This is a genomic window from Microbacterium hibisci (assembly GCF_015278255.1).
Classification (GTDB): Bacteria; Actinomycetota; Actinomycetes; order Actinomycetales; family Microbacteriaceae; genus Microbacterium; species Microbacterium hibisci.
The window spans coordinates 349,330-374,914 of record NZ_JADIJC010000001.1 but is presented as its reverse complement, the minus strand read 5'-3'; the positions used below and the strand labels follow the sequence as shown (position 1 = coordinate 374,914).

Annotated in this window: 24 protein-coding genes and 1 tRNA gene; 17 read left to right on the top strand and 8 right to left on the bottom strand. The window is 70.8% G+C overall.

Annotated elements, in window-relative coordinates:
- The first annotated feature begins 16 nt into the window (after positions 1 to 16).
- Together fmt and IM770_RS01815 are read left to right on the top strand one after the other, a co-directional pair.
- Positions 17 to 940 carry a methionyl-tRNA formyltransferase gene (fmt, locus tag IM770_RS01820; protein ID WP_203579424.1) on the top strand — a complete coding sequence of 308 codons (924 nt, stop codon included), beginning with the start codon at positions 17 to 19 and terminating at the stop codon, positions 938 to 940.
- Positions 937 to 2,307 carry an RsmB/NOP family class I SAM-dependent RNA methyltransferase gene (locus IM770_RS01815; RefSeq protein ID WP_203579423.1) on the top strand — a complete coding sequence of 457 codons (1,371 nt, stop codon included), beginning with the start codon at positions 937 to 939 and terminating at the stop codon, positions 2,305 to 2,307. Before fmt ends, IM770_RS01815 begins: the two co-directional genes overlap by 4 nt.
- A 92-nt stretch (positions 2,308 to 2,399) precedes the next feature.
- Here the strand turns inward: IM770_RS01815 and IM770_RS01810 are convergent, their stop codons facing one another.
- Entirely contained in the window at positions 2,400 to 3,941 is a 1,542-nt protein-coding gene (locus IM770_RS01810) for a hypothetical protein (RefSeq protein ID WP_203579422.1), read from the bottom strand.
- A gap of 86 nt (positions 3,942 to 4,027) precedes the next feature.
- Positions 4,028 to 5,200, bottom strand: coding sequence for a glutaminase A (gene glsA, locus IM770_RS01805; protein ID WP_203579421.1), 1,173 nt, complete (start codon positions 5,198 to 5,200; stop codon positions 4,028 to 4,030).
- A gap of 20 nt (positions 5,201 to 5,220) precedes the next feature.
- On the opposite strand from glsA, the gene rpe reads away from it, so the two are divergent.
- From rpe to pyk, 14 genes are all read left to right on the top strand, one after another.
- Complete coding sequence (gene rpe / locus IM770_RS01800) at positions 5,221 to 5,916, top strand: ribulose-phosphate 3-epimerase (protein ID WP_203579420.1); 696 nt, start codon at positions 5,221 to 5,223, stop codon at positions 5,914 to 5,916.
- Positions 5,917 to 5,968: 52 nt separating this feature from the next.
- The gene (locus tag IM770_RS01795) at positions 5,969 to 6,232 is read left to right on the top strand and encodes a phosphoribosyl-ATP diphosphatase (protein ID WP_045302883.1); all 264 of its coding nucleotides are present in this window, start codon (positions 5,969 to 5,971) and stop codon (positions 6,230 to 6,232) included.
- Between the two features lie 43 nt (positions 6,233 to 6,275).
- Entirely contained in the window at positions 6,276 to 7,118 is an 843-nt protein-coding gene (gene hisG, locus IM770_RS01790; RefSeq protein WP_203579419.1) for an ATP phosphoribosyltransferase, read from the top strand.
- A 16-nt stretch (positions 7,119 to 7,134) separates the two neighbouring features.
- Positions 7,135 to 7,908 (top strand): imidazole glycerol phosphate synthase subunit HisF, encoded by a 774-nt coding sequence (hisF, locus tag IM770_RS01785; protein WP_203579418.1) that lies wholly within the window; start codon positions 7,135 to 7,137, stop codon positions 7,906 to 7,908.
- On the top strand, positions 7,905 to 8,270 hold the full coding sequence (gene hisI / locus IM770_RS01780) for a phosphoribosyl-AMP cyclohydrolase (RefSeq protein ID WP_203579417.1): 366 nt from the start codon (positions 7,905 to 7,907) through the stop codon (positions 8,268 to 8,270). Before hisF ends, hisI begins: the two co-directional genes overlap by 4 nt.
- A complete protein-coding gene (locus IM770_RS01775; RefSeq protein WP_203579416.1) occupies positions 8,267 to 8,878 on the top strand; it encodes a Trp biosynthesis-associated membrane protein in 612 nt (203 codons plus the stop codon). The genes hisI and IM770_RS01775 overlap by 4 nt, the downstream gene beginning before the upstream one ends.
- Before the next feature lie 51 nt (positions 8,879 to 8,929).
- Positions 8,930 to 9,160 carry a DUF6704 family protein gene (locus IM770_RS01770; RefSeq protein WP_203579415.1) on the top strand — a complete coding sequence of 77 codons (231 nt, stop codon included), beginning with the start codon at positions 8,930 to 8,932 and terminating at the stop codon, positions 9,158 to 9,160.
- A 2-nt stretch (positions 9,161 to 9,162) separates the two neighbouring features.
- Positions 9,163 to 9,939: an indole-3-glycerol phosphate synthase TrpC gene (trpC, locus tag IM770_RS01765; RefSeq protein ID WP_203579414.1), complete on the top strand. Its 777-nt coding sequence runs from the start codon at positions 9,163 to 9,165 to the stop codon at positions 9,937 to 9,939.
- On the top strand, positions 9,936 to 11,201 hold the full coding sequence (gene trpB, locus IM770_RS01760; protein WP_203579413.1) for a tryptophan synthase subunit beta: 1,266 nt from the start codon (positions 9,936 to 9,938) through the stop codon (positions 11,199 to 11,201). Before trpC ends, trpB begins: the two co-directional genes overlap by 4 nt.
- Positions 11,198 to 12,007: a tryptophan synthase subunit alpha gene (gene trpA / locus IM770_RS01755; RefSeq protein ID WP_203579412.1), complete on the top strand. Its 810-nt coding sequence runs from the start codon at positions 11,198 to 11,200 to the stop codon at positions 12,005 to 12,007. The genes trpB and trpA overlap by 4 nt, the downstream gene beginning before the upstream one ends.
- Positions 12,008 to 12,072: 65 nt before the next feature.
- Positions 12,073 to 13,047: a prolipoprotein diacylglyceryl transferase gene (lgt, locus tag IM770_RS01750; protein WP_203579411.1), complete on the top strand. Its 975-nt coding sequence runs from the start codon at positions 12,073 to 12,075 to the stop codon at positions 13,045 to 13,047.
- Between the two features lie 75 nt (positions 13,048 to 13,122).
- Positions 13,123 to 17,730: a glutamate synthase large subunit gene (gene gltB / locus IM770_RS01745; RefSeq protein WP_203579410.1), complete on the top strand. Its 4,608-nt coding sequence runs from the start codon at positions 13,123 to 13,125 to the stop codon at positions 17,728 to 17,730.
- Positions 17,723 to 19,189, top strand: a complete 1,467-nt coding sequence (locus tag IM770_RS01740; RefSeq protein WP_203579409.1) for a glutamate synthase subunit beta — start codon at positions 17,723 to 17,725, stop codon at positions 19,187 to 19,189. Before gltB ends, IM770_RS01740 begins: the two co-directional genes overlap by 8 nt.
- 47 nt (positions 19,190 to 19,236) lie before the next feature.
- Entirely contained in the window at positions 19,237 to 20,688 is a 1,452-nt protein-coding gene (gene pyk / locus IM770_RS01735) for a pyruvate kinase (RefSeq protein ID WP_203579408.1), read from the top strand.
- A 3-nt stretch (positions 20,689 to 20,691) separates the two neighbouring features.
- Here the strand turns inward: pyk and IM770_RS01730 are convergent, their stop codons facing one another.
- On the bottom strand, positions 20,692 to 22,323 hold the full coding sequence (locus IM770_RS01730; RefSeq protein WP_203579407.1) for a RecQ family ATP-dependent DNA helicase: 1,632 nt from the start codon (positions 22,321 to 22,323) through the stop codon (positions 20,692 to 20,694).
- 146 nt (positions 22,324 to 22,469) lie between these two features.
- On the opposite strand from IM770_RS01730, the gene IM770_RS01725 reads away from it, so the two are divergent.
- Complete coding sequence (locus IM770_RS01725) at positions 22,470 to 22,859, top strand: SHOCT domain-containing protein (RefSeq protein ID WP_203579406.1); 390 nt, start codon at positions 22,470 to 22,472, stop codon at positions 22,857 to 22,859.
- An 82-nt stretch (positions 22,860 to 22,941) separates the two neighbouring features.
- Here the strand turns inward: IM770_RS01725 and IM770_RS01720 are convergent, their stop codons facing one another.
- From IM770_RS01720 to IM770_RS01700, 5 genes are all read right to left on the bottom strand, one after another.
- Complete coding sequence (locus tag IM770_RS01720) at positions 22,942 to 23,709, bottom strand: ABC transporter permease (protein ID WP_203579405.1); 768 nt, start codon at positions 23,707 to 23,709, stop codon at positions 22,942 to 22,944.
- Positions 23,706 to 24,521, bottom strand: coding sequence for an ABC transporter ATP-binding protein (locus tag IM770_RS01715; RefSeq protein WP_203579404.1), 816 nt, complete (start codon positions 24,519 to 24,521; stop codon positions 23,706 to 23,708). Before IM770_RS01715 ends, IM770_RS01720 begins: the two co-directional genes overlap by 4 nt.
- Positions 24,518 to 24,886: a DUF1048 domain-containing protein gene (locus tag IM770_RS01710; protein WP_203579403.1), complete on the bottom strand. Its 369-nt coding sequence runs from the start codon at positions 24,884 to 24,886 to the stop codon at positions 24,518 to 24,520. The genes IM770_RS01715 and IM770_RS01710 overlap by 4 nt, the downstream gene beginning before the upstream one ends.
- Positions 24,887 to 24,888: 2 nt before the next feature.
- Positions 24,889 to 25,251: a PadR family transcriptional regulator gene (locus IM770_RS01705; RefSeq protein WP_203579402.1), complete on the bottom strand. Its 363-nt coding sequence runs from the start codon at positions 25,249 to 25,251 to the stop codon at positions 24,889 to 24,891.
- Positions 25,252 to 25,455: 204 nt separating this feature from the next.
- Positions 25,456 to 25,538 (bottom strand) — tRNA-Leu (locus tag IM770_RS01700).
- Positions 25,539 to 25,585 lie beyond the last annotated feature (47 nt).

Genomic DNA, 25,585 nt, shown 5'->3' with positions numbered 1-25,585 from the left:
GACTTCCAGGACCGTCATGCGTCTCGTCTTCGCCGGCACCCCGGCGCCGGCTGTGCCGTCGCTGCGCCGGCTCGCGGCATCCGCTCACGACATCGTCGCGGTCGTCACCCGCCGCGACGCGCCCCTCGGCCGCAAGCGGGTGCTGACGCCGTCGCCGGTGGCGGTGGCGGCCGAGGAGCTCGGGCTCCCGGTCATCCGCGCCGACCGGCTGGACGCCGGCGTCACCGCCGAGATCGCGGCCCTCGAGCCGGACCTCGGCGTGATCGTGGCCTACGGAGGGCTCGTGCGCGAACCGCTGCTCTCGACGCCCGCGCACGGCTGGATCAATCTGCACTTCTCGCTGCTGCCGCGCTGGCGGGGCGCGGCGCCGGTGCAGCACGCGCTCATCGCCGGCGACGCACGGACGGGCGCGAGCGTGTTCCAGCTGGTTCCCGAGCTCGATGCCGGCGACGTGTTCGCCGAGCTCGCGATCGACGTGCCGCGCGATGCCACCGCCGGCGATCTGCTGTCGTCACTGGCCGACGACGGCGCTGAGCTTCTCGCGGAGGTCGTCGACGGCATCGGCACGGGCTCCGCGCTCGCGCACCCGCAGCAGGGCGAGCCCACCTACGCCGCCAAGCTCGGGGACGACGACGGACGCATCCGGTGGGACGAGCCCGTGGCCGCGGTGCTCGGCCGCATCCGCGGCGTGACGCCCGAGCCCGGCGCGCACACCACGATCGACGGCGCGCGTTTCAAGGTGCTCGTTGTCGCGCCCGCACCCGACGATGCACCGCGGCTCGCCCCAGGGACGCTCGCGCTGCACGGAAAGCACGTCGTCGCCGGCACCGCGTCGACCGCGATCGTGCTCGAGCGGGTGCAGCCCGCCGGCAAGGGAGCCATGCGCGCCGCGGACTGGTGGCGGGGCCTGCGCGAGACGACTCCGGTGGCGGGCTCATGAGCCGCACGGTCGCGGCGCGGCGCGTCGCCTACGACACGCTGCGGGCGGTCCACGAGTCCGACGCCTACGCGAACCTGCTGCTGCCGACGGCGATCGCCCGGGCGGCTCTGTCGACGGCCGACGCGGCGCTCGCGACGGAACTGACGTACGGCACGCTGCGCCGCCAGGGCACCTATGACGCGGTCATCGGGATCGCCGCCGACCGCCCCGTCGCCGACATCGACCCTGCGGTGCTCGACGCCCTGCGGCTCGGCGTGCACCAGCTGCTCTCGACGCGCGTCGCCTCGCACGCCGCTGTCAACGAGTCGGTCGAGCTCGCCCGCGCCGCGGGCGGGCGCGGCGCGGCCGGGTTCGCCAACGCGGTGCTGCGCCGCGTCTCGCGCGACACCCCCGGCGACTGGATGACCCACGTGGCGACCAGCGCCCGCTCGGACGACGAGCAGCTCGGTCTGCTGTTCTCGCATCCGGTGTGGGTCGTGCGGGCGTTCCGCCGCGCCCTGGCGGCCGAAGGGCGCGCCGACGAGCTGGAAGCCCTGCTGACGGCCGACAACGCCTCTCCGCGCGTCACCATGGCGGCCCTTCCCGAGCTCGCCGAGGTGCCGGAGGATGCGCGGCGCACGCCCTTCTCGCCCATCGGGTTCCGGCTGGGCGGGGGCGACCCCGACGGGCTCGTGCGCGGGTCGGGCGGCCGCATCCGCGTGCAGGACGAAGGCTCGCAGCTCGCCGCGCTCGCGCTGACGCGCGCGGTGCCCGTCACGCCGGGGGAGCGGTGGCTCGATCTGTGCGCCGGGCCGGGCGGCAAGACCGCCGTGCTCGCGGCGGAAGCGCTCGCGCACGGCGCGTCACTCGAGGCGAATGAGATCTCGCCGGCGCGCGCGGGACTCGTGCGGCAGGCGCTCGAAGGCGTGCCGCTCGACGTCCCTGTCTCGGAGGAGGACGGCCGCGTCCGTGCCCAGGAGGCACCCGGCACGTACGACCGCATCCTCGTCGACGCGCCGTGCACCGGACTCGGTGCGCTCCGCCGCCGTCCGGAAGCGCGCTGGCGCAAGGCGCCCAGCGACGTGCCGGCGCTCACCGAGCTTCAGCGCGAGTTGCTCGACGCCGCGATCTCGGCACTCAGACCGGGCGGTGTGGTGGCGTACGTGACGTGCTCGCCGCACCTCGCCGAGACCTCGGGCGTGGTGGCCGACATCCGGCGCGAGTGGGATGGCGCGATCGAGGAGCTGTCGGCTCGTGACGTCATCACCGCGTTGGCGGATGCCGACCCCGGCCTGCCCGCGCAGGCCGATGGCAGCGGTCGTGCACAGCTGTGGCCGCATCGCCACAACACCGACGCGATGTCGGTGTCGCTGCTGCGGCGCGTCTGACCGGCAAGACCTCCCTGGGGCGCGCACGCGAGCCTGCACGCGAACGAGGGGTGCGCACCGGCAGTGCGCACCCCTCGTCGTCCGCGTCTTCGTCAGTCCCAGAGCACCGCGACCGGATCCTGTCCGAAGTCGACCAGCGCCGGCCCGAGAGCCGGGCCGAAGAACAGCGTGCAGGTGCCGCTCGCGCCGTCCTTCTGGCACTCGGCGGTGGTCTCGATGCTGCCGATGGACTGGCTGCGCACCTGCAGCGGGCTGTCGGAGTACGCGTCGGTGGGCTGGAGGTTCGCGAGTTCGGCCTGCGTCTCGGCGCGAGGAACCCGCGTGATCGTGCCCTCGGTCAGCACGGTGCCGTCGTCCAGCGTCGCGGGCAGATCGAGCCCACAGCCGGCGGAGAGGTTCTTCGAGGCGAGGCACGCGGCGACCGCGTCGTTGATCGTCTGCTGGAACACCGCGAGTCCGTCGGCGTCGAGCGTGGCGGTCGTCTCGGTGAAGTCAGGGGTGCGGTATTCGTCCTCCACCGTGACGATCGGCGACCCCGTGATCTCGAAATACTCGGTGGTGGTCGCGAATTCGTAGGTGCCCGGGAAGACGGTGACCTGCTCGCCGTCGACCGGGATGCCGTTGAGCGTGAGGTCCATGCCTGAGAAGTAGGTGCCGAGCGACAGCTCGTTGACGCCGGTGCCGATCTTCCAGGCGCCGTCCTCGTCGAGGCTGACCGAGAACTCCGTCGACACGGAGACGTCTCCCAGCGCGTAGGTCGCGGGCACCGTCGCATACGAGTCCGAGTCGACGTCCTCGACGGAGATGTCGGCCATCGGCGCAAGCTCGTTGGAGGCCGTGAGCATCTCGTCGGTCAGCAGGGACTCGTCGCGCGGCCGGTCGGCGAGCTGTGCCAGCGCGCTCTCGGCGTCGGAGTCGGCCAGCGCCTCCAGATAGACCGTGACCGCGTCGGACGGGCTTCCTCCTGCCGCGCCGCCGGCGGCGGGCGAACCGCCCGCGCCGGGGGCCAGGGTCAACGCGATCACGATGACGAGCACGACGAGCAGTCCGACACCGCCGGCGATGATCCCGATGATCGCGCCTTTGCCGAGTCCCTTGCGCGGGGGCTGCGGACCGGACGCTCCGGGCGTGCCGTAGGGCTGGCCGGGGTAGCTCGCCCCGGGCGTGCCATACGGCTGGCCGGGGTAGCCCGTCCCGGGCGTGCCATACGGCTGGCCGGGGTAGCCCGTCCCGGGCTGGGGCTGACCGGGGTGGCCCGCCCCGGGCTGCGGCTGACCGGGGTAGGTCTGCGTCGGCGCCGGGTACTGCTGCCCCTGCGGCGGGTACTGCTGACCGACAGGGTACTGCGGGCCCTGGCCGGGCTGCGCCGACGCCGCGTGGGGCTGACCCGCATACGGCTCGCCGGCGTACGGCTGGCCGGGAGCCGCGGTGGCCGGTTGAGGCTGCGCAGCGGGCTGCTGCGGCTGCCCGACGGGCTGAGGCTGCTCCACGGGCTGACGGGCCGGCGCCACGGGCTGCTGCGTGTCGGCGGGTTGGACCGCCGGGTCAGGCCCGCCGGGAAGGGGCGGGGTGGTGTGCTGCTCAGGCGGCACCGGCGGCGCGGGGGGCACGGGGGTGTCGTCGGGGTTGCTCACGATGGCGTCTGCTCCTCTGGATCGGTCCCTCAGAGCCTAGGGGAGCAGTCGTCCGTCCCGCGTTCGAGCAGCCCCGGGTCACGCCCTCACTCGCGCAGCCGGATTCCTTGCGGCATCTGGTCGAATTCCGTCCGCAGCGCGATCAGCGCCGCCGCGTGGGTGCGCCCGAGGTCGCGCGCATCCACCGTCACCTCGGTCCCCTCCGGGAGCGCCTCGGCGACCTCGCGCAGCACCGCGACGACCCGCTCCGTGCCGGCCAGGCCCAGCTCGCCCGACAGCCGCAGGACGCGCCCGCGATCGGTGTCTTCGACGGTGAAGGCGGGGACGGCCACGCTCTCGTGCGGCTCGAGCAGATGCATGCCGAACCGCTCTCCGAGCGTCTCGAGCAGGGCGATGCCGCGCACCGAGTTGCCGTGCTCGTCGAGCCGCGGGCTGAAGGCCGCGACGCCGAACTGCGACGGGGCGACGGCGAGCAGTCCGCCGCTGACGCCGCTCTTCGCGGGAAGGCCGACGCGCAGCAGCCACTCCCCGGAGTAGTCGTACATGCCGCAGCTCGTCATGATCGACAGCACATCGCGCGCGACGGCCTCCTCGACGACCCGGTCGCCGGTCACCGGGTTCAGGCCGCCGAAGGCGAGCGTGGCCGACATGACGGCGAGGTCGCGCACGGTCACGAGCAGGGAGCACTGGCGGAAGTAGGTCTCCACCGCCGTCTCCACGGACCCGTCGACCACGTCGTACGAGCGCAGCAGATGTGCCAGCGCGCGGTTGCGGTCACCCGTCGCCGACTCCGACGCGTACACCTGCTCGTCCACCCACAGCGACCGCCCGGCGAAGGCGGAGAGCCCGTCGACGATGTGCGCGGTGCGTTCGTCGACGGCGTCGCCGGGGATCAGCGCCGACGTCGCGATCGCGCCGGCGTTGACCATCGGATTGGCGGGGCGCCCGGTGCGGGGCTCGAGGCTGATGGCGTTGAACGGCTCGCCGCTCGGCTCGACGCCGACCTTGCGCAGCACGGCGTCGCGTCCGCGATGCGCGAGGGCCAGGGCGAGGACGAAGGGCTTCGAGATCGACTGGATGGTGAACTCGTGGGTGACGTCGCCGACGGCCCGCACACGGCCGCGGGGACCCACTACCGCCAGCGCCAGCCGCTCCGGGTCGGCGGCGGCGAGCTCCGGGATGTAGCCCGCCGGGGCGCCGTCGTCGTGAGGCCGGATATCTTCGAGAACGTCATGCAGCAGCGCCGTGATCGGATCCACGGCTCGACCATAATGGAGCCGTGCCCCCGATCGACGAGAACGGCCGCGACGTCGGCATCCGCATCAACCCCAGCATCCTCGCCGCCGACTTCGTCAACATGCAGGTCGAGCTCTCGCGGATCGCGACGGCGGACTTCGTCCACGTCGACGTCATGGACAACCATTTCGTGCCCAATCTGACGTTCGGGCCGCAGATGGTCGAGCGCATCCAGGCGACGAGCCCCGTCCCGCTCGACGTGCACCTGATGATCACGAATCCTGACCGCTGGGCACCCGGCTATGCCGAACTCGGAGCGGCCTCCGTCACCTTCCACCTCGAAGCCGCAAAGGAGCCGGTCGCTCTCGCTCGTCGGCTGCGCGGGATCGGCGCACGCGCGGGGGTCGCGGTGAAGCCGGCGACGCCTGTCGAGGGACTGTTCGATCTTCTCGACGACTTCGACCAGATCCTCGTCATGACCGTGGAGCCGGGCTTCGGCGGACAGTCGTTCATGCCCGAGACCATGCCCAAGCTCCGGCGCCTCGCCGACGAAGCACGGCGGCGCGGCTCCGACGTGTGGCTCCAGGTCGACGGCGGGATCGCCGAATCGACCATCGCTCAGGCCGCCGAGGCCGGCGCCGACACGTTCGTCGCGGGATCCGCCGTCTTCGGCGCCGGCGACCCGTCGAACGCCATCGCGGGTCTGCGCGCGACCGCGGCGGAGCACCACGCGCACTGAGCACGGCGTCACGCGGCGGCGCGGCATCCCGTCCGGACGGTAACCTGGCATGGTGAAGACGTTCGACACGCTGTACGCCGAGCTCGCCGCGAAAGCGGCCGAGCGCCCCGAGGGATCGGGAACCGTCGCACAGCTGGACGCGGGCGTCCACGCGATCGGCAAGAAGATCGTGGAGGAGGCCGCCGAGGTCTGGATGGCGGCCGAGTACGAGTCGACGGATGCCGCAGCCGAGGAGATCTCGCAGCTGCTGTACCACCTGCAGGTGCTGATGCTCGCGAAGGGGCTGAGCCTCGAAGATGTCTACCGACATCTCTGAGCCCGCGTCCCCTTCCGTCCTCGAACCCGAAAGCTCCGCTGCCATGCTGCGAATCGCCGTGCCGAACAAGGGCTCGCTCGCCGAGACCGCCTCCGAGATGCTCCACGAGGCGGGTTACATCGGTCGTCGCGACCCCAAGGACCTGCACGTCATCGACCCCCAGAACGAGGTCGAGTTCTTCTATCTGCGCCCCAAAGACATCGCGACCTACGTCGGCTCCGGCGCGCTGGACGTCGGCATCACGGGCCGCGACCTGCTGCTGGACGCCCGCATGCCCGGCGCGCGTGAGATCGAGGCGCTCGGCTTCGGCGACTCCACCTTCCGATTCGCGGGCCCTCCGGGCCGCTTCGACACCGTCGAGGACCTCGAGGGCGCCCGCGTCGCGACGGCCTACCCCGGCCTCGTCGACGCCTTCCTCGACGAGCACGGCGTGGCGGTCGACCTGGTGCCGCTCGACGGCGCCGTCGAGTCGGCGGTGCGGCTGGGAGTGGCGGATGCCGTCGCCGACGTCGTCTCGACCGGCACCACCCTGCGCCAGGCCGGCCTCGAGATCTTCGGCCCGGTGCTGCTGCAGTCCGAGGCCGTGCTGATCACGTCGCCCACCCAGGCGGAGGGCACCGACACCCTGCTGCGGCGCCTGCGCGGCGTGATGGTCGCGCGGCGCTACGTGATGGTCGACTACGACCTGCCGGCCGACCTGGTCGACGACGCCGTGAAGATCGCCCCCGGCATCGAGTCGCCGACGATCTCGCCGCTGCGCGACCCCGCATGGGTCGCCGTGCGGGTCATGGTCGCCCGCAAGGGCGTCAACCAGGTGATGGACGCGCTGTACGGGATCGGCGCCCGCGCGATCCTCGTGACGGCCATCCACAACGCGCGGCTGTGAGGGGCGGAGCGGTGTCATGAGCCTGGTCTGCCGAGTCATCCCGTGCCTCGACGTCGCCGCCGGCCGCGTCGTCAAGGGAGTCAACTTCCAGAACCTGCGCGACATGGGCGATCCCGTCGAGCTCGCGCGCGAGTACTTCCGCCAGGGCGCCGACGAGATCACGTTCCTCGACGTGACGGCGACCGTCGACGAGCGCTCGACCACCTATGACGTCGTCCGCCGCACGGCCGAAGAAGTCTTCATCCCGCTCACGGTCGGCGGGGGAGTGCGCTCCGCCGACGACGTGGCCCGGCTGCTCTCGGTGGGGGCCGACAAGATCGGCGTCAACTCCGCCGCGATCGCACGGCCGCCACTCCTCGACGAGATCGCCGACCGCTTCGGCGCGCAGGTGCTGGTGCTCTCGCTGGACGTCAAGCGCTCCGAGGCGACCGAGTCCGGATTCGTCGTCACGACCCATGGCGGGCGCACCGAGACGAGCCTCGACGCCCTCGCCTGGGCGCGGGAGGCGATCGATCGCGGCGCCGGCGAGCTGCTCGTCAACTCGATCGACGCCGACGGCACCAAGCAGGGCTTCGACCTCGAGCTCGTGTCGCTGATGCGCGAGCTGTCGAGCGTGCCCGTCATCGCCTCGGGCGGCGCCGGCCAGGCGGCCGACTTCGCGCCGGCGATCGCCGCAGGCGCCGACGCCGTGCTCGCGGCATCCGTCTTCCACTCCGGGCAGCTGACCGTCGGCGACGTGAAATCCGCGATGGCCTCGGAGGGGATCGCCGTGCGAGAGGTGGCGTCATGAGCGGGACGGTCGACGAGCGCATCGCCCGCGTGACCTTCAACGGCGACGGGCTGGTCGCGGCGATCATCCAGCAGTGGGACACCCGCGAGGTGCTCATGCTCGGATGGATGGATGCCGAGGCCCTCCGTCGCACGCTCACCGAGGGACGCGTCACCTTCTGGTCGCGCTCCCGGCAGGAGTACTGGCGCAAGGGCGACATGTCGGGGCACATCCAGCTCGTCCGCTCGGCGAGCCTGGACTGCGACGGCGACACGATCCTCGTCGAGGTCGAGCAGGTCGGCGCCGCGTGCCACACCGGCACGCGCACCTGCTTCGACGGCCGCGACCTCGGAGCGGCACGAGGGCCGGAGCCCGTCGCGTGAAGCGCCGGGCACGCCTGCTCTCGGTCGCGGCGATCGTCCTCTGCGGCGCGATCGGCGTGATCTCGTCGACGCAGACGTGGCTCACGGTGGTGCTCACCGACGGCGCGCACCACGCGCTCGAGGTGCCGGGCGCGTCGGCGGTGCCGGTGCTGGCCCCGCTCAGCCTCGCCGTGCTCGCCCTCGGCGCCGCGCTGTCGATCGTCGGGCTCGCGCTGCGGTACGTCTTCGGAGCGCTGGCGCTGCTCATCGGCGGCGTGCTGACCTGGCTCACGGCGCTCGTGGTGCTCCAGCAGCCGGTCTCGGCCGTCGCCGCCGTCGTGACGGAATCGACCGGCATCGCCGGCGAGGCGTCGGTGTCCGCGCTCGTCGCGTCGATCACCGCGACCCCCTGGCCGGCGGTGACCTCGGCCGCGTGGGCGGTGCTCATCCTCGCAGGCGTCTTCGTGCTCGCGACCGCGCACGGATGGTCGCGCACCGGGCGCCGCTACCGCACTGACGACACCGCGCGCACCGCGGCGCCGGCCGGCGCGCGCCCCCACGACGCCGCCGGATCCCGCGCCATCGACGACTGGGACGACCTGTCGCGTGGCGAGGATCCGACCGCCTGACCGCTAGACTGGCGGCATCCCGCGCTTCCCAGGCTTCACGAGGAGACAAGCATGAGCAACAACATCGGCGACCCCGGCCACGGACACTCGCCCGCCGCCTGGACAGCCGTGGTGATCATGCTCGTCGCCGTCGGCCTCGGCACGCTGTTCTTCTGGCTCGACCTCCCCGTCCTGGTCTGGGCGTCGGCCGGCCTTCTCGTCGTCGGCCTCATCGTCGGCTGGGCGATGGCCAAGGCCGGCTACGGCGTGAACGGCTCGAAGTACGTCGCGAAAGAGCACTGATCATGCTCGCCGACCTCACGGCCGGCGCGGTTGAGGATGCCGAGGCGCGCGCCTCGGAACGCCCGCTGGCGGCCGTCGAGGCCGCAGCGCTGGCACAGCGTCCTGCGATCGACGCCCTCGCCGCGCTCGCCCCGTCCGAGCGGGTGAAGATCATCGCCGAGGTCAAGCGTGCGAGCCCGTCGCGCGGCGACCTCGCGGCGATCCCCGACCCCGCCCTGCAGGCCCGCCGCTACGAGGAGGGCGGCGCCTCCGCGATCTCGGTGCTGACCGAGGGCCGCCGGTTCAAGGGCAGCCTCGCCGATCTCGAGGCCGTGAAGGCCGCGGTCAGCCTGCCCGTGCTCCGCAAGGACTTCATCGCGACCGAGTACCAGGTGCTCGAGGCCCGCGCCTCCGGCGCCGACCTCGTGCTGCTGATCGTCGCCGCGCTCGACCAGGACGTTCTCGCCCGCCTGTACGCGTTCACGCAGCAGCTCGGCATGACCGCCCTCGTCGAGACGCACTCGGCCGAGGAGGTCGACCGCGCCGCCGAGCTCGGAGCGCAGCTCATCGGGGTCAACGCGCGCGACCTGTCGACCTTCCAGCTCGATCGCGACCTCTTCGGACGGCTGGCCGAGCGCATCCCCCCGGGTGCGGTCAAGATCGCCGAGTCGGCGGTGCTCGCACCGGCCGACGTGAGCCACTATCGCGCCGCCGGCGCCGACGTCGTGCTCGTCGGCGAGGCGCTCGTCACCAACGACCCCGTGTCCACCCTTCGCGCGTTCCTGGAGGCCGGCGCATGAGTCTTCGCGTGGCCCCCGGGCCCCTGTTCGGAGAGTTCGGCGGGCGCTACATGCCCGAGTCGCTGATCGCGGCGATCGACGAGCTGACCGCCGAGTACGAGTCGGCCAAGGCCGATCCCACGTTCCAGGCCGAGTTCGTGCGCCTGCTGCATTCGTACGCCGGCCGCCCGTCGCCCATCACCGAGGCCGCCCGGTTCGCCGAGCACGCCGGGGGCGCGCGCGTGTTCCTCAAGCGCGAGGATCTCAATCACACCGGGTCGCACAAGATCAACAACGTGCTCGGTCAGGCGCTGCTCACCAAGCGGCTCGGCAAGACACGCGTGATCGCCGAGACCGGCGCCGGCCAGCACGGCGTCGCGACAGCGACGGCGGCCGCGCTCTTCGGCTTCGAGTGCACGATCTACATGGGCGAGGTCGACACCGAGCGCCAAGCGCTCAACGTCGCGCGCATGCGGCTGCTCGGCGCCGAGGTGGTCCCGGTCAAGACCGGCTCGCGCACTCTCAAGGACGCGATCAACGACGCGTACCGCGACTGGGTCGCGAGCGTCGAGACGACCAACTACATCTTCGGCACCGCCGCGGGCCCGCACCCGTTCCCCGCGATGGTCCGCGACTTCCAGAAGGTGATCTCCGAAGAGGCGCGCGCGCAGCTCCTCGAGGAGGCCGGGCGGCTCCCCGACGCCGTCCTCGCGTGCGTCGGCGGCGGATCCAACGCCATCGGCATGTTCGACGCCTTCCTCGACGACGAGGGCGTGAAGCTCTACGGCGTCGAAGCCGCCGGCGACGGCGTCGACACGCCGCGCCACGCCGCATCGATCGAGCGCGGTCGCCCCGGAGTGCTGCACGGCGCGAAGACCTTCGTGCTGCAGGACGAGGACGGCCAGACGATCGAGTCGCACTCCATCTCGGCAGGCCTGGACTACCCGGGTGTCGGACCCGAGCACGCGTGGCTCGCGTCGATCGGCCGGGCCGAATACATCCCGGCGACCGACGACGAGGCGATGCAGGCGCTGCGCCTGCTCTCCGAGACGGAGGGCATCATCCCGGCGATCGAGTCGGCGCACGCCCTGGCCGGCGCGCTGCGAATCGGCCGCGAGCTCGGCCCCGACGCGATCCTCGCGGTGTGCCTCTCCGGCCGCGGCGACAAGGACATGGACACCGCCGCACGCTACTTCGACCTCTACGACGAGGGGGCGGATGCCGCGACCGCCGCGCGCGCGCCCCACGACGACTCCGCCAAGGGCGAGGGGGAGAAGCTGTGACATCGCCTGCCACCGCTTCACGAGTGGGTGCGGCGATCGACGCCGCGGAGGCCGCCGGGCGCGGTGCCTTCGTCGGCTATCTGCCGATCGGCTACCCCGACCTTCGCACGAGCATCGAGGCCGCCGTCACCCTCGCCGAGAACGGCGCCGACGTGCTCGAGCTCGGCCCGCCCTACTCCGACCCGGTCATGGACGGCACGGTCATCCAGGAGGCGACGCAGGCGGCCCTCGCGGGAGGCTTCCGGCTGCGAGACACCTTCACGGCGGTGCGCGAGATCGCGCGTCGCGTCGACGTCCCCGTGCTCGTGATGACCTACTGGAACCCCGTGCTCCAGTACGGCGTCGACCGCTTCGCCGACGACCTGCTCGCCGCCGGAGGCGCAGGCCTCATCACCCCCGACATCACGCCCGAGGCGGCGCCCGAGTGGATCGCCGCCAGCGAGCGCACCGGCCTCGACCGCGTCTTCCTCGCCGCGCCGACGTCCACCGACGAGCGCCTCGAGCTCATCGTCCGGCACTCCACGGGCTTCGTCTACACGGTGTCGACCATGGGCATCACAGGGGAGCGCGCCCAGTTGGATGCCGCGGCCCGCACGCTCGTCGCGCGGCTGCGCGAGCACGGCGCCGAGCACGCGTGCGTGGGGATCGGCATCTCCAACGCCGATCAGGTCGCCGGCGTGCTCGAGTACGCCGACGGCGCCATCGTCGGCACGGCGCTCGTGCGCGCGCTCCGCGAAGGCGGGCTCGAGGGCCTTGGCGAGACCGCGCGCGCCCTCGCCGCAGGCACTGCGCGTCGCGCGAACTAGACTTCTGAGGTCGGCGGCCACCGCCGGCACGCCCAGCACGGATCCAGCAAGGACACGGTTCTCCCATGATCAACGCCGCCGCGAGCGTCGTCGCCAGCATTCCGAGCCCGGAGATCAGCTACTTCGACATCGGCCCCCTGCGGATCCACATCTACGCGCTGTGCATCATCACGGGCATCATCGTCGCGGTGCTGTGGACCAACGCCCGCCTCACCAAGCGCGGGGCCGAGCCGTGGGTCGTCATCGACATCGCCCTGCTCGCCGTGCCGCTCGCGATCATCACCGCCCGGATCTACCACGTGCTGACGCACTGGAACTTCTACTTCGGCGAGGGTGCGGATCCCTGGTCGGCGCTCTACATCTGGGAGGGCGGCATCGCGATCTACGGCGCCCTCATCGGCGGCGCGATCGGTGCATGGCTCGGCTGCCGGTGGACCGGCATCCGCTTCTGGACGTTCGCCGACGCACTGGCGCCCGGACTGCTGCTGGCCCAGGCGATCGGCCGCTTCGGCAACTGGTTCAACCAGGAGCTGTACGGCCTGCCGACCGACGTCCCGTGGGGCCTCGAGATCGACTACCCGAACCCCGCCTGGCCGATCGGGCTGCCCGAGGGCACGCTGTTCCACCCGACCTTCCTCTACGAGGTCATCTGGAACGTGCTGGGCGTCGCCTTCCTCGTGTGGGTCGGCCGCCGGTTCCGACTCCAGTGGGGCCGCCTCTTCGGCCTGTACCTCGTCTGGTACAGCGCCGGCCGCATCGTGTGGGAGTCGATCCGGATCGACCCGAGCGACATCTTCCTGGGCCTGCGCACCAACGTGTGGGCGGCGATCCTCGGGGTCGTCCTCGGTCTCGCGATCTTCTTCGTGCAGAAGCGGCGGCACCCGGGCCTGGAGCCGTCACCCTATGTGTCCGGCCGCGAGTGGAACGGTGGACAGGCTGTACAATCGCAGAACAACACCGACGACTTCGTCGACGTCAGCGAACCCCCGACGTCCGAGGTCGAAGGGGCCAGCGCCACAAGCACTCCTGCCACGAACTAACGCCGCTCACCCCCCGAGGAGCGCGCCCAGGGCCGACGTCGTCCCATCTTGACTATCAACGTGAGGACGGTAGGTATGGCTTCGAGCCCCCGTCACAGCGCCTCTTCCGAGGCGATCACCCCTGTTTCGTCCGGCCGCGCCGGGTTCCCGCAGAAGCAGGGCATGTACAACCCGGCATTCGAGAAGGACGCCTGCGGCCTCGCCATGGTCGCGACGCTCCGCGGCGAAGCCGGGCACGACATCATCGACCTGGCGCTCACGGCGCTGCGCAACCTCGAGCACCGCGGTGCGATCGGCTCCGACGCGGGCACGGGCGACGGCGCCGGCATCCTCACCCAGATGCCGGACGCGTTCCTGCGCGCCGTCGTCGGCTTCGAGCTCCCGCCGGTGGGGGAGTACGCCGCGGGCATGGTGTTCCTGCCGCGCGACGATGACGCGCGCGCCGCGCAGAAGGCGGGCATCGAGCGGATCGCGGCGTCCGAGGGCCTCACCGTCCTCGGCTGGCGCGAGGTCCCCACCGTCGAGGAGAACCTCGGCAAGCTGGCGTTCGAGGCGCGCCCGGTCTTCGAGCAGCTGTTCGTCTCGCGGCCCGCCACCGGCGATGCCCCGGCGCTGTCGGGCATCGCGCTCGACCGCCGCACCTTCCGCCTGCGCAAGCGCGCCCGCACCGAGCTCGACGCGTACTTCGTGTCGCTGTCGGCGCGCACGCTCGGCTACAAGGGCATGGTCACCACGCTTCAGCTCGAGCCGTTCTACCCCGACCTGCAGGACGAGCGCTTCGCCTCCGAGCTCGCGGTCGTCCACTCGCGCTACTCGACCAACACGTTCCCGTCCTGGCCGCTCGCGCAGCCGCTGCGCATGCTCGCGCACAACGGCGAGATCAACACCGTCAACGGCAACCGCAACTGGATGCGCGCGCGCCAGTCGCAGCTCGAGTCGGAGCTGCTGGGCGACATCCGTCCGCTTCTCCCCATCTGCACCGAGGGAGCGAGCGACTCGGCGTCGTTCGACGAGGTGCTCGAACTCCTCACGCTGACCGGCCGCAGCCTGCCGCACGCCATCATGATGATGGTTCCCGAGGCCTACGAGAAGCAGGCCGACATCGACCCCAAGCTGCGGTCGTTCTACGAGTACCACTCGATGCAGATGGAGCCGTGGGACGGCCCCGCCGCGCTCATCTTCACCGACGGCACGCTCGTCGGCGCCACCCTCGACCGCAACGGCCTCCGGCCCGGCCGCTGGACCGAGACGACCGACGGCCTCATCGTCATCGGCAGCGAGACCGGCGTGCTGGACTTCGAGCCCGAGCGCATCAAGCGCCGCGGGCGGCTGCGCCCCGGCCGCATGTTCCTCGTCGACACGGCCGAGCGGCGCATCATCGAGGACGACGAGATCAAGGCCCAGCTGGCCGATCTCGAGCCGTGGCAGGAGTGGCTCGACCAGGGCCGCGTGCGCCTGGCCGACCTTCCGGAGCGCGAGCACATCGTGCACCCGATCGCCTCGATCACCCGCCGTCAGCGCACGTTCGGGTACACCGAGGAAGAGGTCAAGATCCTCCTCACGCCCATGGGGCAGACCGGCGCAGAGCCGCTGGGCGCCATGGGCTCCGACACCCCGGTCGCGGTGCTGAGCGAGCGCCCGCGCCTGCTGTTCGACTACTTCACCCAGCAGTTCGCACAGGTGACCAACCCCCCGCTGGACTCGATCCGCGAAGAGGTCGTGACGTCGCTCGGACTCGGGCTGGGGCCGGAGCGCAACCTCCTGGAGTGGGGTCCGCAGCACACGCGTGTCGTGACGCTGGACTTCCCGGTCATCGACAACGACGAGCTGGCCAAGATCCAGCACATCGACACCGCGCTGCCCGGGCGCACCTCGGTCACCATCCGCGGGCTGTACCGGGTCGAGGCCGGGCACAAGGGCATGAAGAAGCGCCTCGAGCAGATGTGCCACGAGGTCGATCAGGCCATCGAGGACGGCGCGGAGTTCATCGTGCTCTCCGACCGCGACTCCAACAAGGACCTCGCGCCCATCCCGTCGCTGCTGATGCTGGCGGCCGTGCACCACCACCTCATCCGCAAGCAGACCCGCATGAAGTGCGGCCTCGTGGTCGAGGCGGGCGACGTCCGAGAGGTGCACCACATCGCCACGCTCATCGGGTACGGCGCCTCCGCCGTCAACCCGTACCTGGCGATGGAGACCGTCGAGTACCTGGTCCGCGCGGGCTTCATCACGGGGATCGCGCCGGCGAAGGCCGTCAAGAACCTGATCTACGCCCTCGGCAAGGGCGTGCTGAAGATCATGTCGAAGATGGGCATCTCGACCGTGTCGTCTTACGCCGGCGCCCAGGTGTTCGAGGCCGTCGGCCTCTCGCAGGACTTCGTCGACACGTACTTCACGGGCACCGAGTCCAAGCTCGGCGGCGTCGGCCTCGACGTCATCGCGGCCGAGAACGCCGCCCGGCATGCGTACGCGTACCCGGAGGATGCCGCGGTGCGCGCGCACGAGCGCCTGTGGACCGGCGGCGAGTACCAGTGGCGGCGCGACGGATCGCCCCACCTGTTCAACCCCGACACGGTGTTCCGCCTGCAGCACTCGACGCGGACCCGCCGCTACGACATCTTCCGCGAGTACACCAAGCTCGTCGACGACCAGGCGAACGAGCTGAAGACGCTCCGCGGCCTGTTCGCACTCAAGACCGAGGGCCGCACGCCGGTGCCAATCGACGAGGTCGAATCGGTGTCCTCGATCGTCAAGCGCTTCTCCACGGGTGCGATGAGCTACGGCTCGATCTCCAAAGAGGCGCACGAGACCCTTGCGATCGCGATGAACCGCATCGGCGGCAAGTCGAACACGGGGGAGGGCGGCGAGGACGTCGACCGCCTGCTCGACCCGGAGCGTCGCAGCTCGATCAAGCAGGTCGCGTCGGGACGCTTCGGCGTGACGAGCCTCTACCTCACCGAGGCCGACGACATCCAGATCAAGCTCGCCCAGGGCGCCAAGCCCGGCGAGGGCGGTCAGCTCCCGCCGACCAAGGTCTACCCGTGGGTGGCGCGGACGCGTCACGCGACCGCCGGCGTCGGACTGATCTCCCCGCCGCCGCACCACGACATCTACTCGATCGAGGATCTCAAGCAGCTGATCTTCGACCTCAAGCGGGCCAACCCCAGTGCGCGCGTGCACGTGAAGCTCGTGAGCCAGTCGGGCATCGGCGCGGTCGCGGCGGGCACCGCCAAGGCGCTGGCCGACGTCATCCTGGTCTCGGGTCACGACGGCGGCACGGGCGCGAGCCCACTCAACTCGCTGAAGCACGCCGGGACGCCGTGGGAGCTCGGCCTCGCCGAGACCCAGCAGACGCTCATGCTCAACGGCATGCGCGACCGCGTGGTGGTGCAGGTCGACGGCCAGCTCAAGACGGGTCGCGACGTCATCATCGGCGCGCTGCTGGGCGCCGAGGAGTTCGGCTTCGCGACCGCGCCGCTCGTGGTCTCGGGCTGCATCATGATGCGCGTCTGCCACCTCGACACCTGCCCGGTGGGCGTCGCGACGCAGAACCCGGTTCTGCGCGAGCGCTTCAACGGCAAGCCCGAGTTCGTCGTCAACTTCATGGAGTTCATCGCGGAGGAGGTCCGCGAGTACCTCGCGGCACTGGGCCTGCGCTCGCTCGACGAGGCGATCGGACGCAGCGACCTTCTCGACGTCGACGGTGCGGTCTCGCACTGGAAGGCCAGCGGCCTCGACCTCGGTCCAGTGCTCGACGGCCCCCTGTTCGCCGAGGACGAGCCGCGCCGCAACACCACGGCGCAGCTGCATGAGCTCGAAGAGCACTTCGACATCGCCCTGCTGGAGCGCGCGAAGGACGTCATCGAGAACGGCGGCGAGATCACGATCGACCTGCCGATCCGCAACACCGAGCGCGCGGTCGGCACCCTCCTGGGTCACCACGTCACCCGCGCGCGGGGCGAGAACGGGCTGCGAACGGGCAGCATCGTCGTCAACCTCACCGGCTCGGCCGGGCAGTCCTTCGGCGCCTTCATGCCCGCGGGCATCACGCTGCGCCTCGAGGGCGACTCGAACGACTACGTCGGCAAGGGGCTCTCGGGCGGCCAGATCGTCGTCCGGCCGCCGCGCGGCGCGACCTTCGACGCCTCGAAGAACGTGATCGCGGGCAACGTGATCGGCTACGGCGCGACGCAGGGCACCATGTTCCTGCGCGGTGTCGTGGGCGAGCGCTTCTTCGTCCGCAACTCGGGTGCCACGGCGGTCGTCGAAGGCGTCGGCGACCACGCGCTGGAGTACATGACCGGCGGCCTGGCCGTCATCCTCGGCGCCACCGGCCGCAACCTCGGCGCCGGGATGTCGGGCGGCACCGCGTACGTGTACCGCCTCGACAGCAAGCTCGTCAACCGCGAGGCACTCGCCTCGGGCGAGCTCGTCCTCGGTGAGCTGGGCTCCGGCGACGCCGAGATCCTGCGCGACCTGCTCGAGCAGCACGTCGCCGAGACCGAATCGACTCTCGCCCAGGCTCTCCTCGACGACTTCGAGGCCGAGCTGGCGAACTTCGTCCGGGTCCTGCCGCGCGACTACGCCGCGGTGCTGCAGACCCGCCAGGAGGCGGTCGCCGAGGGGCTCGACCCCGACGGCGACGTCGTCTGGAACCGCATCCTGGAGGTGACGGGTGGCTGACCCGAAAGGCTTTCTGAAGGTCACCGAGCGCGAGCTGCCGCAGCGGCGGCCCGTGCCGGTGAGGATCATGGACTGGAAAGAGGTCTACGAGCCGGGCGACTCCGCGGTCCTGCGCCGTCAGGCCGGCCGCTGCATGGACTGCGGCGTGCCGTTCTGCCACCAGGGCTGCCCGCTCGGCAACCTCATCCCGGAGTGGAACGACCTCACGTGGCGCGGCGAAGGTCGCGCGGCCAGCGAGCGTCTGCACGCGACGAACAACTTCCCCGAGTTCACCGGCCGCCTGTGCCCCGCTCCATGCGAGAGCTCGTGCGTGCTCGGCATCAACCAGCCGGCGGTGACGATCAAGCAGATCGAGGTGTCGATCGCCGACGAGGCGTTCTCGAACGGCTGGATCGAGCCGGAGCCGCCCGGGCGCCTGACCGGCAAGACCGTCGCCGTCGTGGGCTCGGGCCCGGCGGGCCTCGCCGCGGCGCAGCAGCTCACGCGCGCCGGCCACACGGTGGCGGTGTTCGAGCGCGACGATCGCATCGGCGGCCTCCTGCGCTACGGCATCCCCGACTTCAAGATGGAGAAGAAGCACCTCGAGGCTCGCCTTCGCCAGATGCAGGACGAGGGCACGCGCTTCCGCGCCGGCGTCGAGATCGGCAAGGACATCTCCTGGGCCGACCTGCGCGCGCGCTACGACGCCGTCGTGATCGCCACCGGTGCGACCGTCCCGCGCGAGCTCCCGATCCCGGGCCGCGACCTCGCCGGCGTGCACTTCGCCATGGAGTACCTCATCGAGTCGAACAAGGCTGTGGCCGGCGACGCGGTGCCCAACCAGATCACGGCCGAGGGCAAGCACGTCGTCGTCATCGGCGGTGGCGACACCGGAGCCGACTGCATCGGCACCGCGCACCGGCACGGTGCACTCAGCGTGACGAACCTCGCGATCGGCCGCCGGCCTCCGGGTGAGCGCCCGGAGCACCAGCCGTGGCCCATGTTCCCGACGGTCTTCGAGGTACAGTCCGCGCACGAGGAGGGCGGCGACCGCTCCTACCTCGCGTCGACGGTCGAGTTCCTCGCGAACGGCGCGGGCGAGGTGCGCGCCCTGCGCGTGGCCGAGACCGAGTTCGTCGACGGGCGCCGCGTGCCCAAGAGCGGCACCGAGCGCGAGATCCCGGCCGACCTCGTGCTCATCGCGATGGGCTTCACCGGACCCGAGCGTGCTCTCCTCGAGGAGCAGCTGGGCGCCCGCTTCACCGACCGCGGCAACGTGCGGCGCGAAGACGACTACCAGACGACCGCCCCGGGCGTGTTCGTGGCCGGCGACGCCGGCCGCGGTCAGTCGCTCATCGTGTGGGCGATCGCCGAGGGACGCGCCGCGGCGGCGAGCGTCGACCGCTTCCTGATGGGTGAGACGGAGCTGCCCGCTCCCGTCCGCCCCACCGATATCGCCATCGGCCTGCAGCCCGCGTAGGCTTGCCGAGGCACTCGCCAACACCCCCTACCCGGAGAAAACCACGGATGAGACGCGCGAAGATCGTCGCCACCCTGGGTCCGGCCACATCCACGTATGAGATGGTCCGCGCGATCATCGATGCCGGTGTGGACGTCACCCGCTTCAACTTGAGCCACGGGGACTACTCGGTCCACGACAACAACTTCGCCAATGTGCGCAAGGCGGCCGACGACGCGGAGCGCTCCGTCGCGATCCTGGTCGACCTGCAGGGTCCCAAGATCCGCCTCGGCAAGTTCGAGAACGGCCCCCACGAGCTCGCCGCGGGCGACATCTTCAAGATCACCACGGAAGACATCCTCGGGACCAAGGAGATCGTCGGCACGACGTTCAAGGGCCTCCCGCAGGACGTCAAGGCCGGCGACTTCCTCCTCATCGACGACGGCAAGGTGCGTGTGAAGGTCCTCGAGACCGACGGCACCGTCGTCACCACCGAGGTCGTCGTCGGCGGCCCGGTGTCGAACAACAAGGGCATCAACCTGCCCGGCGTCGCCGTGAACGTGCCGGCGCTGTCGGAGAAGGACGAGGCCGACCTGCGCTGGGGCCTGCGCGCCGGCGCCGACATCATCGCCCTGTCGTTCGTCCGCGACGCGAAGGACGTGCAGCGCGTCCACGTGATCATGGCCGAGGAGGGACGCCACGTCCCCGTCATCGCCAAGATCGAGAAGCCGCAGGCGGTCGACAACCTCGAAGAGATCATCGACGCGTTCGACGGCATCATGGTCGCCCGCGGCGACCTCGCTGTCGAACTGCCTCTCGAGGCGGTGCCGATCGTGCAGAAGCGCGCAGTCGAGCTCTGCCGCCGCATGGCGAAGCCCGTCATCGTCGCGACGCAGATGCTCGAGTCGATGACGCACTCGCCGGTGCCGACCCGCGCAGAGGCCTCCGACGTCGCCAACGCCGTTCTGGACGGCGCCGACGCGGTCATGCTGTCGGGTGAGACGAGCGTCGGCGATTACCCCGTCGTGACCGTCGAGACGATGGCCCGCATCATCGGGTCCACCGAGGAGCACGGCCTCGAGCGCATCCTGCCACTCACGACGAAGCCCCGCACACAGGGCGGCGCGATCACGCTGGCCGCGCTCGAAGTCGCGGAGTTCGTCGACGCGAAGTACCTCTGCATCTTCACCGAGTCGGGCGACACCGCCCGTCGCATGTCGCGTCTGCGCCCCCGCATCCCCATGATCGGATTCACGCCGGAGCCGGCCATCCGCCGCCGCATGGCGCTCACGTGGGGCGTGCAGTCCACTCTCGTCGAGCACGTGGCGCACACCGACCGGATGTTCATCCAGGTCGACGATCACCTGCTGTCCAACGACCTGGCGAAGGTCGGCGACAAGGTGGTCGTGATCTCGGGATCCCCTCCCGGAATCATCGGCTCGACGAACGACATCCGCATCCACAAGGTCGGCGACGCGGTGCACGGCAAGGCGCCGATCTACAAGTCGGGCGAGCTCTGAGCATCAGCCCGCGCGGCTGAGCAGTCCGTTCTCGATGACGGTGTCGAGGGCGAGCGTCTTGTAGCCCTGTTCTTCGAAGAACACGGTGAGACGGTCGCCCTCCACCGCCGAGACCGACCCCAGGCCCCATTCCGCGTGCTCGACCGCCGATCCGGTGGGGAACGGCACGCCCGCCTCGTCGATCCCGCTGTCGTCCACGACGCCGGCCCGGCAGGTGTCGCAGGTGCCGCATGGGCCGTCGAGATCCTCGCCGAAGTAGCGCAGCAGCACGCGACGGCGGCAGTCGCGCGTCTCGGCGTAGCGTCGCATCACGTCCAGGCGGGACCGCTCGATCCGCTCCCGACGCTCGGACGCCTCCTCCGCGGCCGCGGCAGCCGCGGCAGGGGAGACGGATGCCGCCACCACCGCGCCTCGCCGCTCGGCGCGCACCGCCCCGCCCTCGACGAGCAGGTTCACCAGGTGCTGGGCACGCCGCGGTGCGATCTCGAGCCGCTCCGCCAATGCCTTCGTCGACAGCCGCCCCTCGGCGCGGGCGACCGCACGGTAGGCGGCCGCGACCTCGCCACGGTCGACCGTCCGCGACACGAAGTACTTTCTGATCCCGAGATCCTCCGGACGGTAGAACAACGTGGCGTCGGCGGCGGCCCCGTCCCGCCCGGCACGGCCGATCTCCTGGTAGTACGAGTCGAGCGACTCGGGCACCGAGGCGTGGGTGACGAATCGGACGCCGGGCTTGTCGATGCCCATGCCGAACGCGTTCGTGGCCACGACCACGTCGACCGCGTCGTCGAGGAACGCGCGATGCGCGGCCTCGCGCTCGGCCTTAGACAGGCCCGCGTGGTAGACGCCGACGCGCGTGCCGCGCTCGGCGAGCACGGCGGCGTACTCCTCGGCCTCGCGGCGGGTCGCGGTGTAGAGGAGCCCCGGCCCGCTCGCCGCCGCCGCCGCGACGGAATCGATCACGGCACCGCGCTTGTCGTCGGCGCCCACGAACCGCCGCACCGTCAGCTCGATGTTGGGGCGGTCGACGCCGCGCACGATCACGTCGGGATCACGGAGCCGCAGACGGTCGGCGATCTCGACGCGCACGGGCTCGGCCCCGGTCGCCGTGAGGGCGGCGATCGGCGGTGCGCCGAGGCGCTCGCGCACCGCGCCGAGCCGCAGATAGTCCGGGCGGAAGTCGTGGCCCCAGCTCGCGACGCAGTGGGCCTCGTCGACCGCGAGCAGGCCGACGCCGATCGCGCGCAGCCGGTCGACCACCTCGTCCTTCGCCAGCTGTTCGGGCGTCAGGAAGAGGCATCCGATCCGCCCCTCGGCGAGCTCGCCCCACAGCTCCTCGGCGGCGCGATCGGACAGCGTGGAGTTGAGCACCGCGCCGCGCGGGGCGCGTGGCGCCGCCGCGAGCTGCGCCACCTGGTCGTCCTGCAGCGCGATGAGCGGCGACACCACGAGCGTCAGCCCCTCGCGCAGGTAGCCCGCGAGCTGGTAGACGGCCGACTTGCCGGCTCCGGTGGGCAGGATCACGATGGCGTCCCGACCGGCCACGAGCGCCGCGATCGCGTCCGGCTGCCCGTCGCGCAGCGTCTTCCAGCCGAAGACCTCACGTGCCGTCCGGGCGATCTCGGAGTGGGGCATACGGGTCCTTTCCCCTCGTGCCGGAGGGGCAATCCTCGCATCGCGGACGTGTCGCGCCGGCGGGGTTGACACAGTCTCGGTGTGTCGTGTCCGGCCGCTTCGCGGCGCGCTACGCTAGCGCCACCATCTCTCGCCGAAGGGGCACCATGTTCTTCAACGACTTCATCTGGTTCCTGCTGTGGAGCTTCTACTTCATCGCGTACCTATACGTGGTGATCGTGATCATCACGGACCTGTTCCGTGACGAGAAGCTCAATGGCTGGCTCAAGGCGCTGTGGATCATCGCACTGGTGTTCGTGCCGTTCCTGACCGCCCTGATCTACATCATCGTCAACGGAAAGGGCATGGCCCAGCGTGCCGCGGCCGCCCGCGGGGGAGTCGTGCCCGAGTCCGACGAGTACCGTCCGGCAGCCTCGTCGAGCCCCGCCGAAGACATCGCCAAGGCCAAGGAGCTCCTCGACGCCGGCACGATCACGCAGGGCGAGTTCGACGCCCTCAAGAGCAAGGCGCTGGGCAACCAGTACTTCGGCGCGTAGTCGGGAAGACATCAGAAGAGCGGATGCCTCGGGTCGAGGCATCCGCTCTTCGTCTTGTCGGCGGGGTGCCGAGCAGCAGTGGTCAGCTGATCTTCTTGCGGTAGATCGCCATCGACCCGATGTACGCGGCGACGAGGATGCCGACGAGCCAGGCCATGGCGACCCAGATGTCGGAGCCGACCGGCTCTCCGGCGAACAGGGCCCGCATCGAGTCGACGATCGACGTCACCGGCTGGTTCTCGGCGAACCACTGCACCGGACCCGGCATGCTCTCGGTCGGCACGAAGGCCGAGCTGATGAACGGCAGGAAGATGAGCGGGTACGAGAACGCGCTCGCGCCGTCCACCGTCTTCGCCGTCAGGCCCGGGATCACGGCCAGCCACGTCAGGGCGAGCGTGAACAGCACCAGCATGCCGACCACCCCGAGCCACGCCCCGAGGCTCGCCCCGGTGCGGAATCCCATCAGGAGCGCCACCCCGATGACGATCGCGAGCGACACCAGGATCGACACGAGCGAGGTGAGCACGTGCGCCCACAGCACGCCCGACCGCGAGATCGGCAGCGACTGGAACCGCTCGAAGATGCCGCCCTTCATGTCGAGGAAGAGCCGGTAGGCCGTGTAGGCGATGCCCGACGCGATCGTGATGAGCAGGATGCCGGGCAGCATGTAGTCGATGTACGACCCCTGGCTCAGACCGGTGTCGATCGCCCCGCCGAAGACGTAGACGAACAGCAGCATCAGGGCGATCGGCGTGACCGCGGTCGTGATGATGGTGTCGGGGCTGCGCAGGATGTGGCGCAGCGACCGGCTGGTGAGTACGGCGGTGTCGCCGAGTGCGTGCGCGGTCATCGTCCTTCCTTCCGTGTCGTGGCGGAGCCGGTCTCGGCGTCGCCGGGTTCTGCGGCGTCCTCCTCGCCCGTCAGGGCGAAGAAGACGTCCTCGAGGCTGGGCTGCTTCTCGACGTACTCGACCTGCGCCGGCGGCAGCAGCTGCTTGAGCTCGCCGAGCGTGCCGTTCACGATGATCCGGCCCTTGTGGAGGATCGCGATGCGGTCCGCCAGCTGCTCCGCCTCTTCGAGGTACTGCGTCGTCAGCAGCACGGTGGTGCCGCCGCGGGCGAGCTCCTTGACCGCGTCCCACACCTCGATGCGGGCCGCGGGGTCGAGCCCGGTGGTCGGCTCGTCGAGGAAGATCACCGGCGGGTTGCCGATGAGGCTCATCGCGATGTCGAGCCGCCGGCGCATGCCGCCCGAGTAGGTGGCGACCTTGCGGCCGCCGGCCTCGGTCAGCGAGAACCGGGCGAGCAGATCGTCCGCGATCCGGCCGGGATCCGGCAGGTGGCGCAGCTGAGCGATCAGCACGAGATTCTCGCGACCGCTCAGGATCTCGTCCACCGCGGCGAACTGGCCCGTGAGACTGATCGTCTCGCGCACCTTCTGCGACTGCGCGGCGACATCGAAGCCGCCGATCGCGGCGGTTCCGGCATCCGCTCGCAGCAGCGTGGAGAGGATGCGCACCACGGTGGTCTTGCCGGCGCCGTTGGATCCGAGGAGGGCGAAGATGCTGCCCCGCTCCACCTCGAAGTCGACGCCGCGAAGGACGTGCAGGTCTTTGTAGGACTTCTCGAGTCCCGCGACCTGGATGGCGCTGGCCGTGCTCATGATCCTTCTCCTCGCTCCGCCTCGTCGATCGCCTGGTTGAGGCGAGCGCGTTCCTTGTCGATCCACTGCTTGCCCGAGTACGCCGCGGTGAACTCCTCGGCGAACGCCGACGGGTCCTCTCCGACGATGTCGCGCACGGGCGTGCCGTCGGCCGCCGCGCGCTCCCACAGGTCGGCGGAGTCGCCGAGCATCTGGATCAGGGTCTCGCCGTCGGTCATGCCGCCGACGGTCATGAAGTATCGGTCCAAGGCCTTCGCGGCCGTGCGATACGGCTCGGGGAGGGCCTCGACGCGGGCCTTGTACTGCCGGTACTGCTTCTTCTGCTCGAGCGAGCCGGTGACGACTTCGTACCACTTGGCGGCCATGATCAGTCCTCTTCCTGGGGAGTGGGGGTGTTGTTGTCTGCGTTCTGGCGGTGGAGCGTCTCGATGCGTTCTGCGAGGAAGCTCCAGGTCCTCCAGAATTCGGCCAGTTGGTCGCGGCCCTGCGCGTTGAGGGAGTACACCTTGCGCGGCGGCCCCTTCTCGGACGGGACCTTCTCGACGTCGACGAGGCCCCGCTGCTCGACCCTGACCAGCAGGGCGTACACGGTGCCTTCCGCGATGTCGGAGAAGCCCTGGTCGCGCAGCCACGAGGTGATCTCGTAGCCGTACGCCGGCCGGCCGGAGAGGATCGCGAGCACGATGCCCTCGAGCGTGCCCTTGAGCATCTCGGTCTCCTGCTTGCCCATCGCGCACCTCCTTCGTTTCGCTACTCAGTGTTGTTGACTACCACTAGAAAGTAACACTAGGTACCAGTACTTAGCAACACCGAATACCAACCTCTTTCGAGTCGCTGGCAAAGCAGAAGAGCGGATGCCTCGGATCGAGGCATCCGCTCTTCGCGATGTCGGGGGAGTGCCGACTGGAGACGTCACCTCGCCGGACTGGATGGGTGCCGGTGGTGGGAGTCGAACCCACACGCCCTTGCGGGCAACCGAGTTTGAGTCGGTCGCGTCTGCCATTCCGCCACACCGGCCCGCGCGGCGTGCCGCGCGTCCGCGATTGACCATACCGTAGGATTCA

Excerpts from the sequence above, each read along its gene's own strand:
- gltB (WP_203579410.1), top strand. The coding sequence starts at position 13,123 with ATGGCTTCGAGCCCCCGTCACAGCGCCTCTTCCGAGGCGATCACCCCT.
- trpB (WP_203579413.1), top strand. The coding sequence starts at position 9,936 with ATGAGTCTTCGCGTGGCCCCCGGGCCCCTGTTCGGAGAGTTCGGCGGG.
- IM770_RS01715 (WP_203579404.1), bottom strand. The coding sequence starts at position 24,521 with ATGAGCACGGCCAGCGCCATCCAGGTCGCGGGACTCGAGAAGTCCTAC.
- IM770_RS01725 (WP_203579406.1), top strand. The coding sequence starts at position 22,470 with ATGTTCTTCAACGACTTCATCTGGTTCCTGCTGTGGAGCTTCTACTTC.
- trpC (WP_203579414.1), top strand. The coding sequence starts at position 9,163 with ATGCTCGCCGACCTCACGGCCGGCGCGGTTGAGGATGCCGAGGCGCGC.
- lgt (WP_203579411.1), top strand. The coding sequence starts at position 12,073 with ATGATCAACGCCGCCGCGAGCGTCGTCGCCAGCATTCCGAGCCCGGAG.
- fmt (WP_203579424.1), top strand. The coding sequence starts at position 17 with ATGCGTCTCGTCTTCGCCGGCACCCCGGCGCCGGCTGTGCCGTCGCTG.
- IM770_RS01815 (WP_203579423.1), top strand. The coding sequence starts at position 937 with ATGAGCCGCACGGTCGCGGCGCGGCGCGTCGCCTACGACACGCTGCGG.
- IM770_RS01730 (WP_203579407.1), bottom strand. The coding sequence starts at position 22,323 with ATGCCCCACTCCGAGATCGCCCGGACGGCACGTGAGGTCTTCGGCTGG.
- IM770_RS01710 (WP_203579403.1), bottom strand. The coding sequence starts at position 24,886 with ATGGCCGCCAAGTGGTACGAAGTCGTCACCGGCTCGCTCGAGCAGAAG.
- IM770_RS01705 (WP_203579402.1), bottom strand. The coding sequence starts at position 25,251 with ATGGGCAAGCAGGAGACCGAGATGCTCAAGGGCACGCTCGAGGGCATC.
- IM770_RS01770 (WP_203579415.1), top strand. The coding sequence starts at position 8,930 with ATGAGCAACAACATCGGCGACCCCGGCCACGGACACTCGCCCGCCGCC.
- hisF (WP_203579418.1), top strand. The coding sequence starts at position 7,135 with ATGAGCCTGGTCTGCCGAGTCATCCCGTGCCTCGACGTCGCCGCCGGC.
- hisG (WP_203579419.1), top strand. The coding sequence starts at position 6,276 with ATGCTGCGAATCGCCGTGCCGAACAAGGGCTCGCTCGCCGAGACCGCC.
- IM770_RS01720 (WP_203579405.1), bottom strand. The coding sequence starts at position 23,709 with ATGACCGCGCACGCACTCGGCGACACCGCCGTACTCACCAGCCGGTCG.
- hisI (WP_203579417.1), top strand. The coding sequence starts at position 7,905 with ATGAGCGGGACGGTCGACGAGCGCATCGCCCGCGTGACCTTCAACGGC.
- pyk (WP_203579408.1), top strand. The coding sequence starts at position 19,237 with ATGAGACGCGCGAAGATCGTCGCCACCCTGGGTCCGGCCACATCCACG.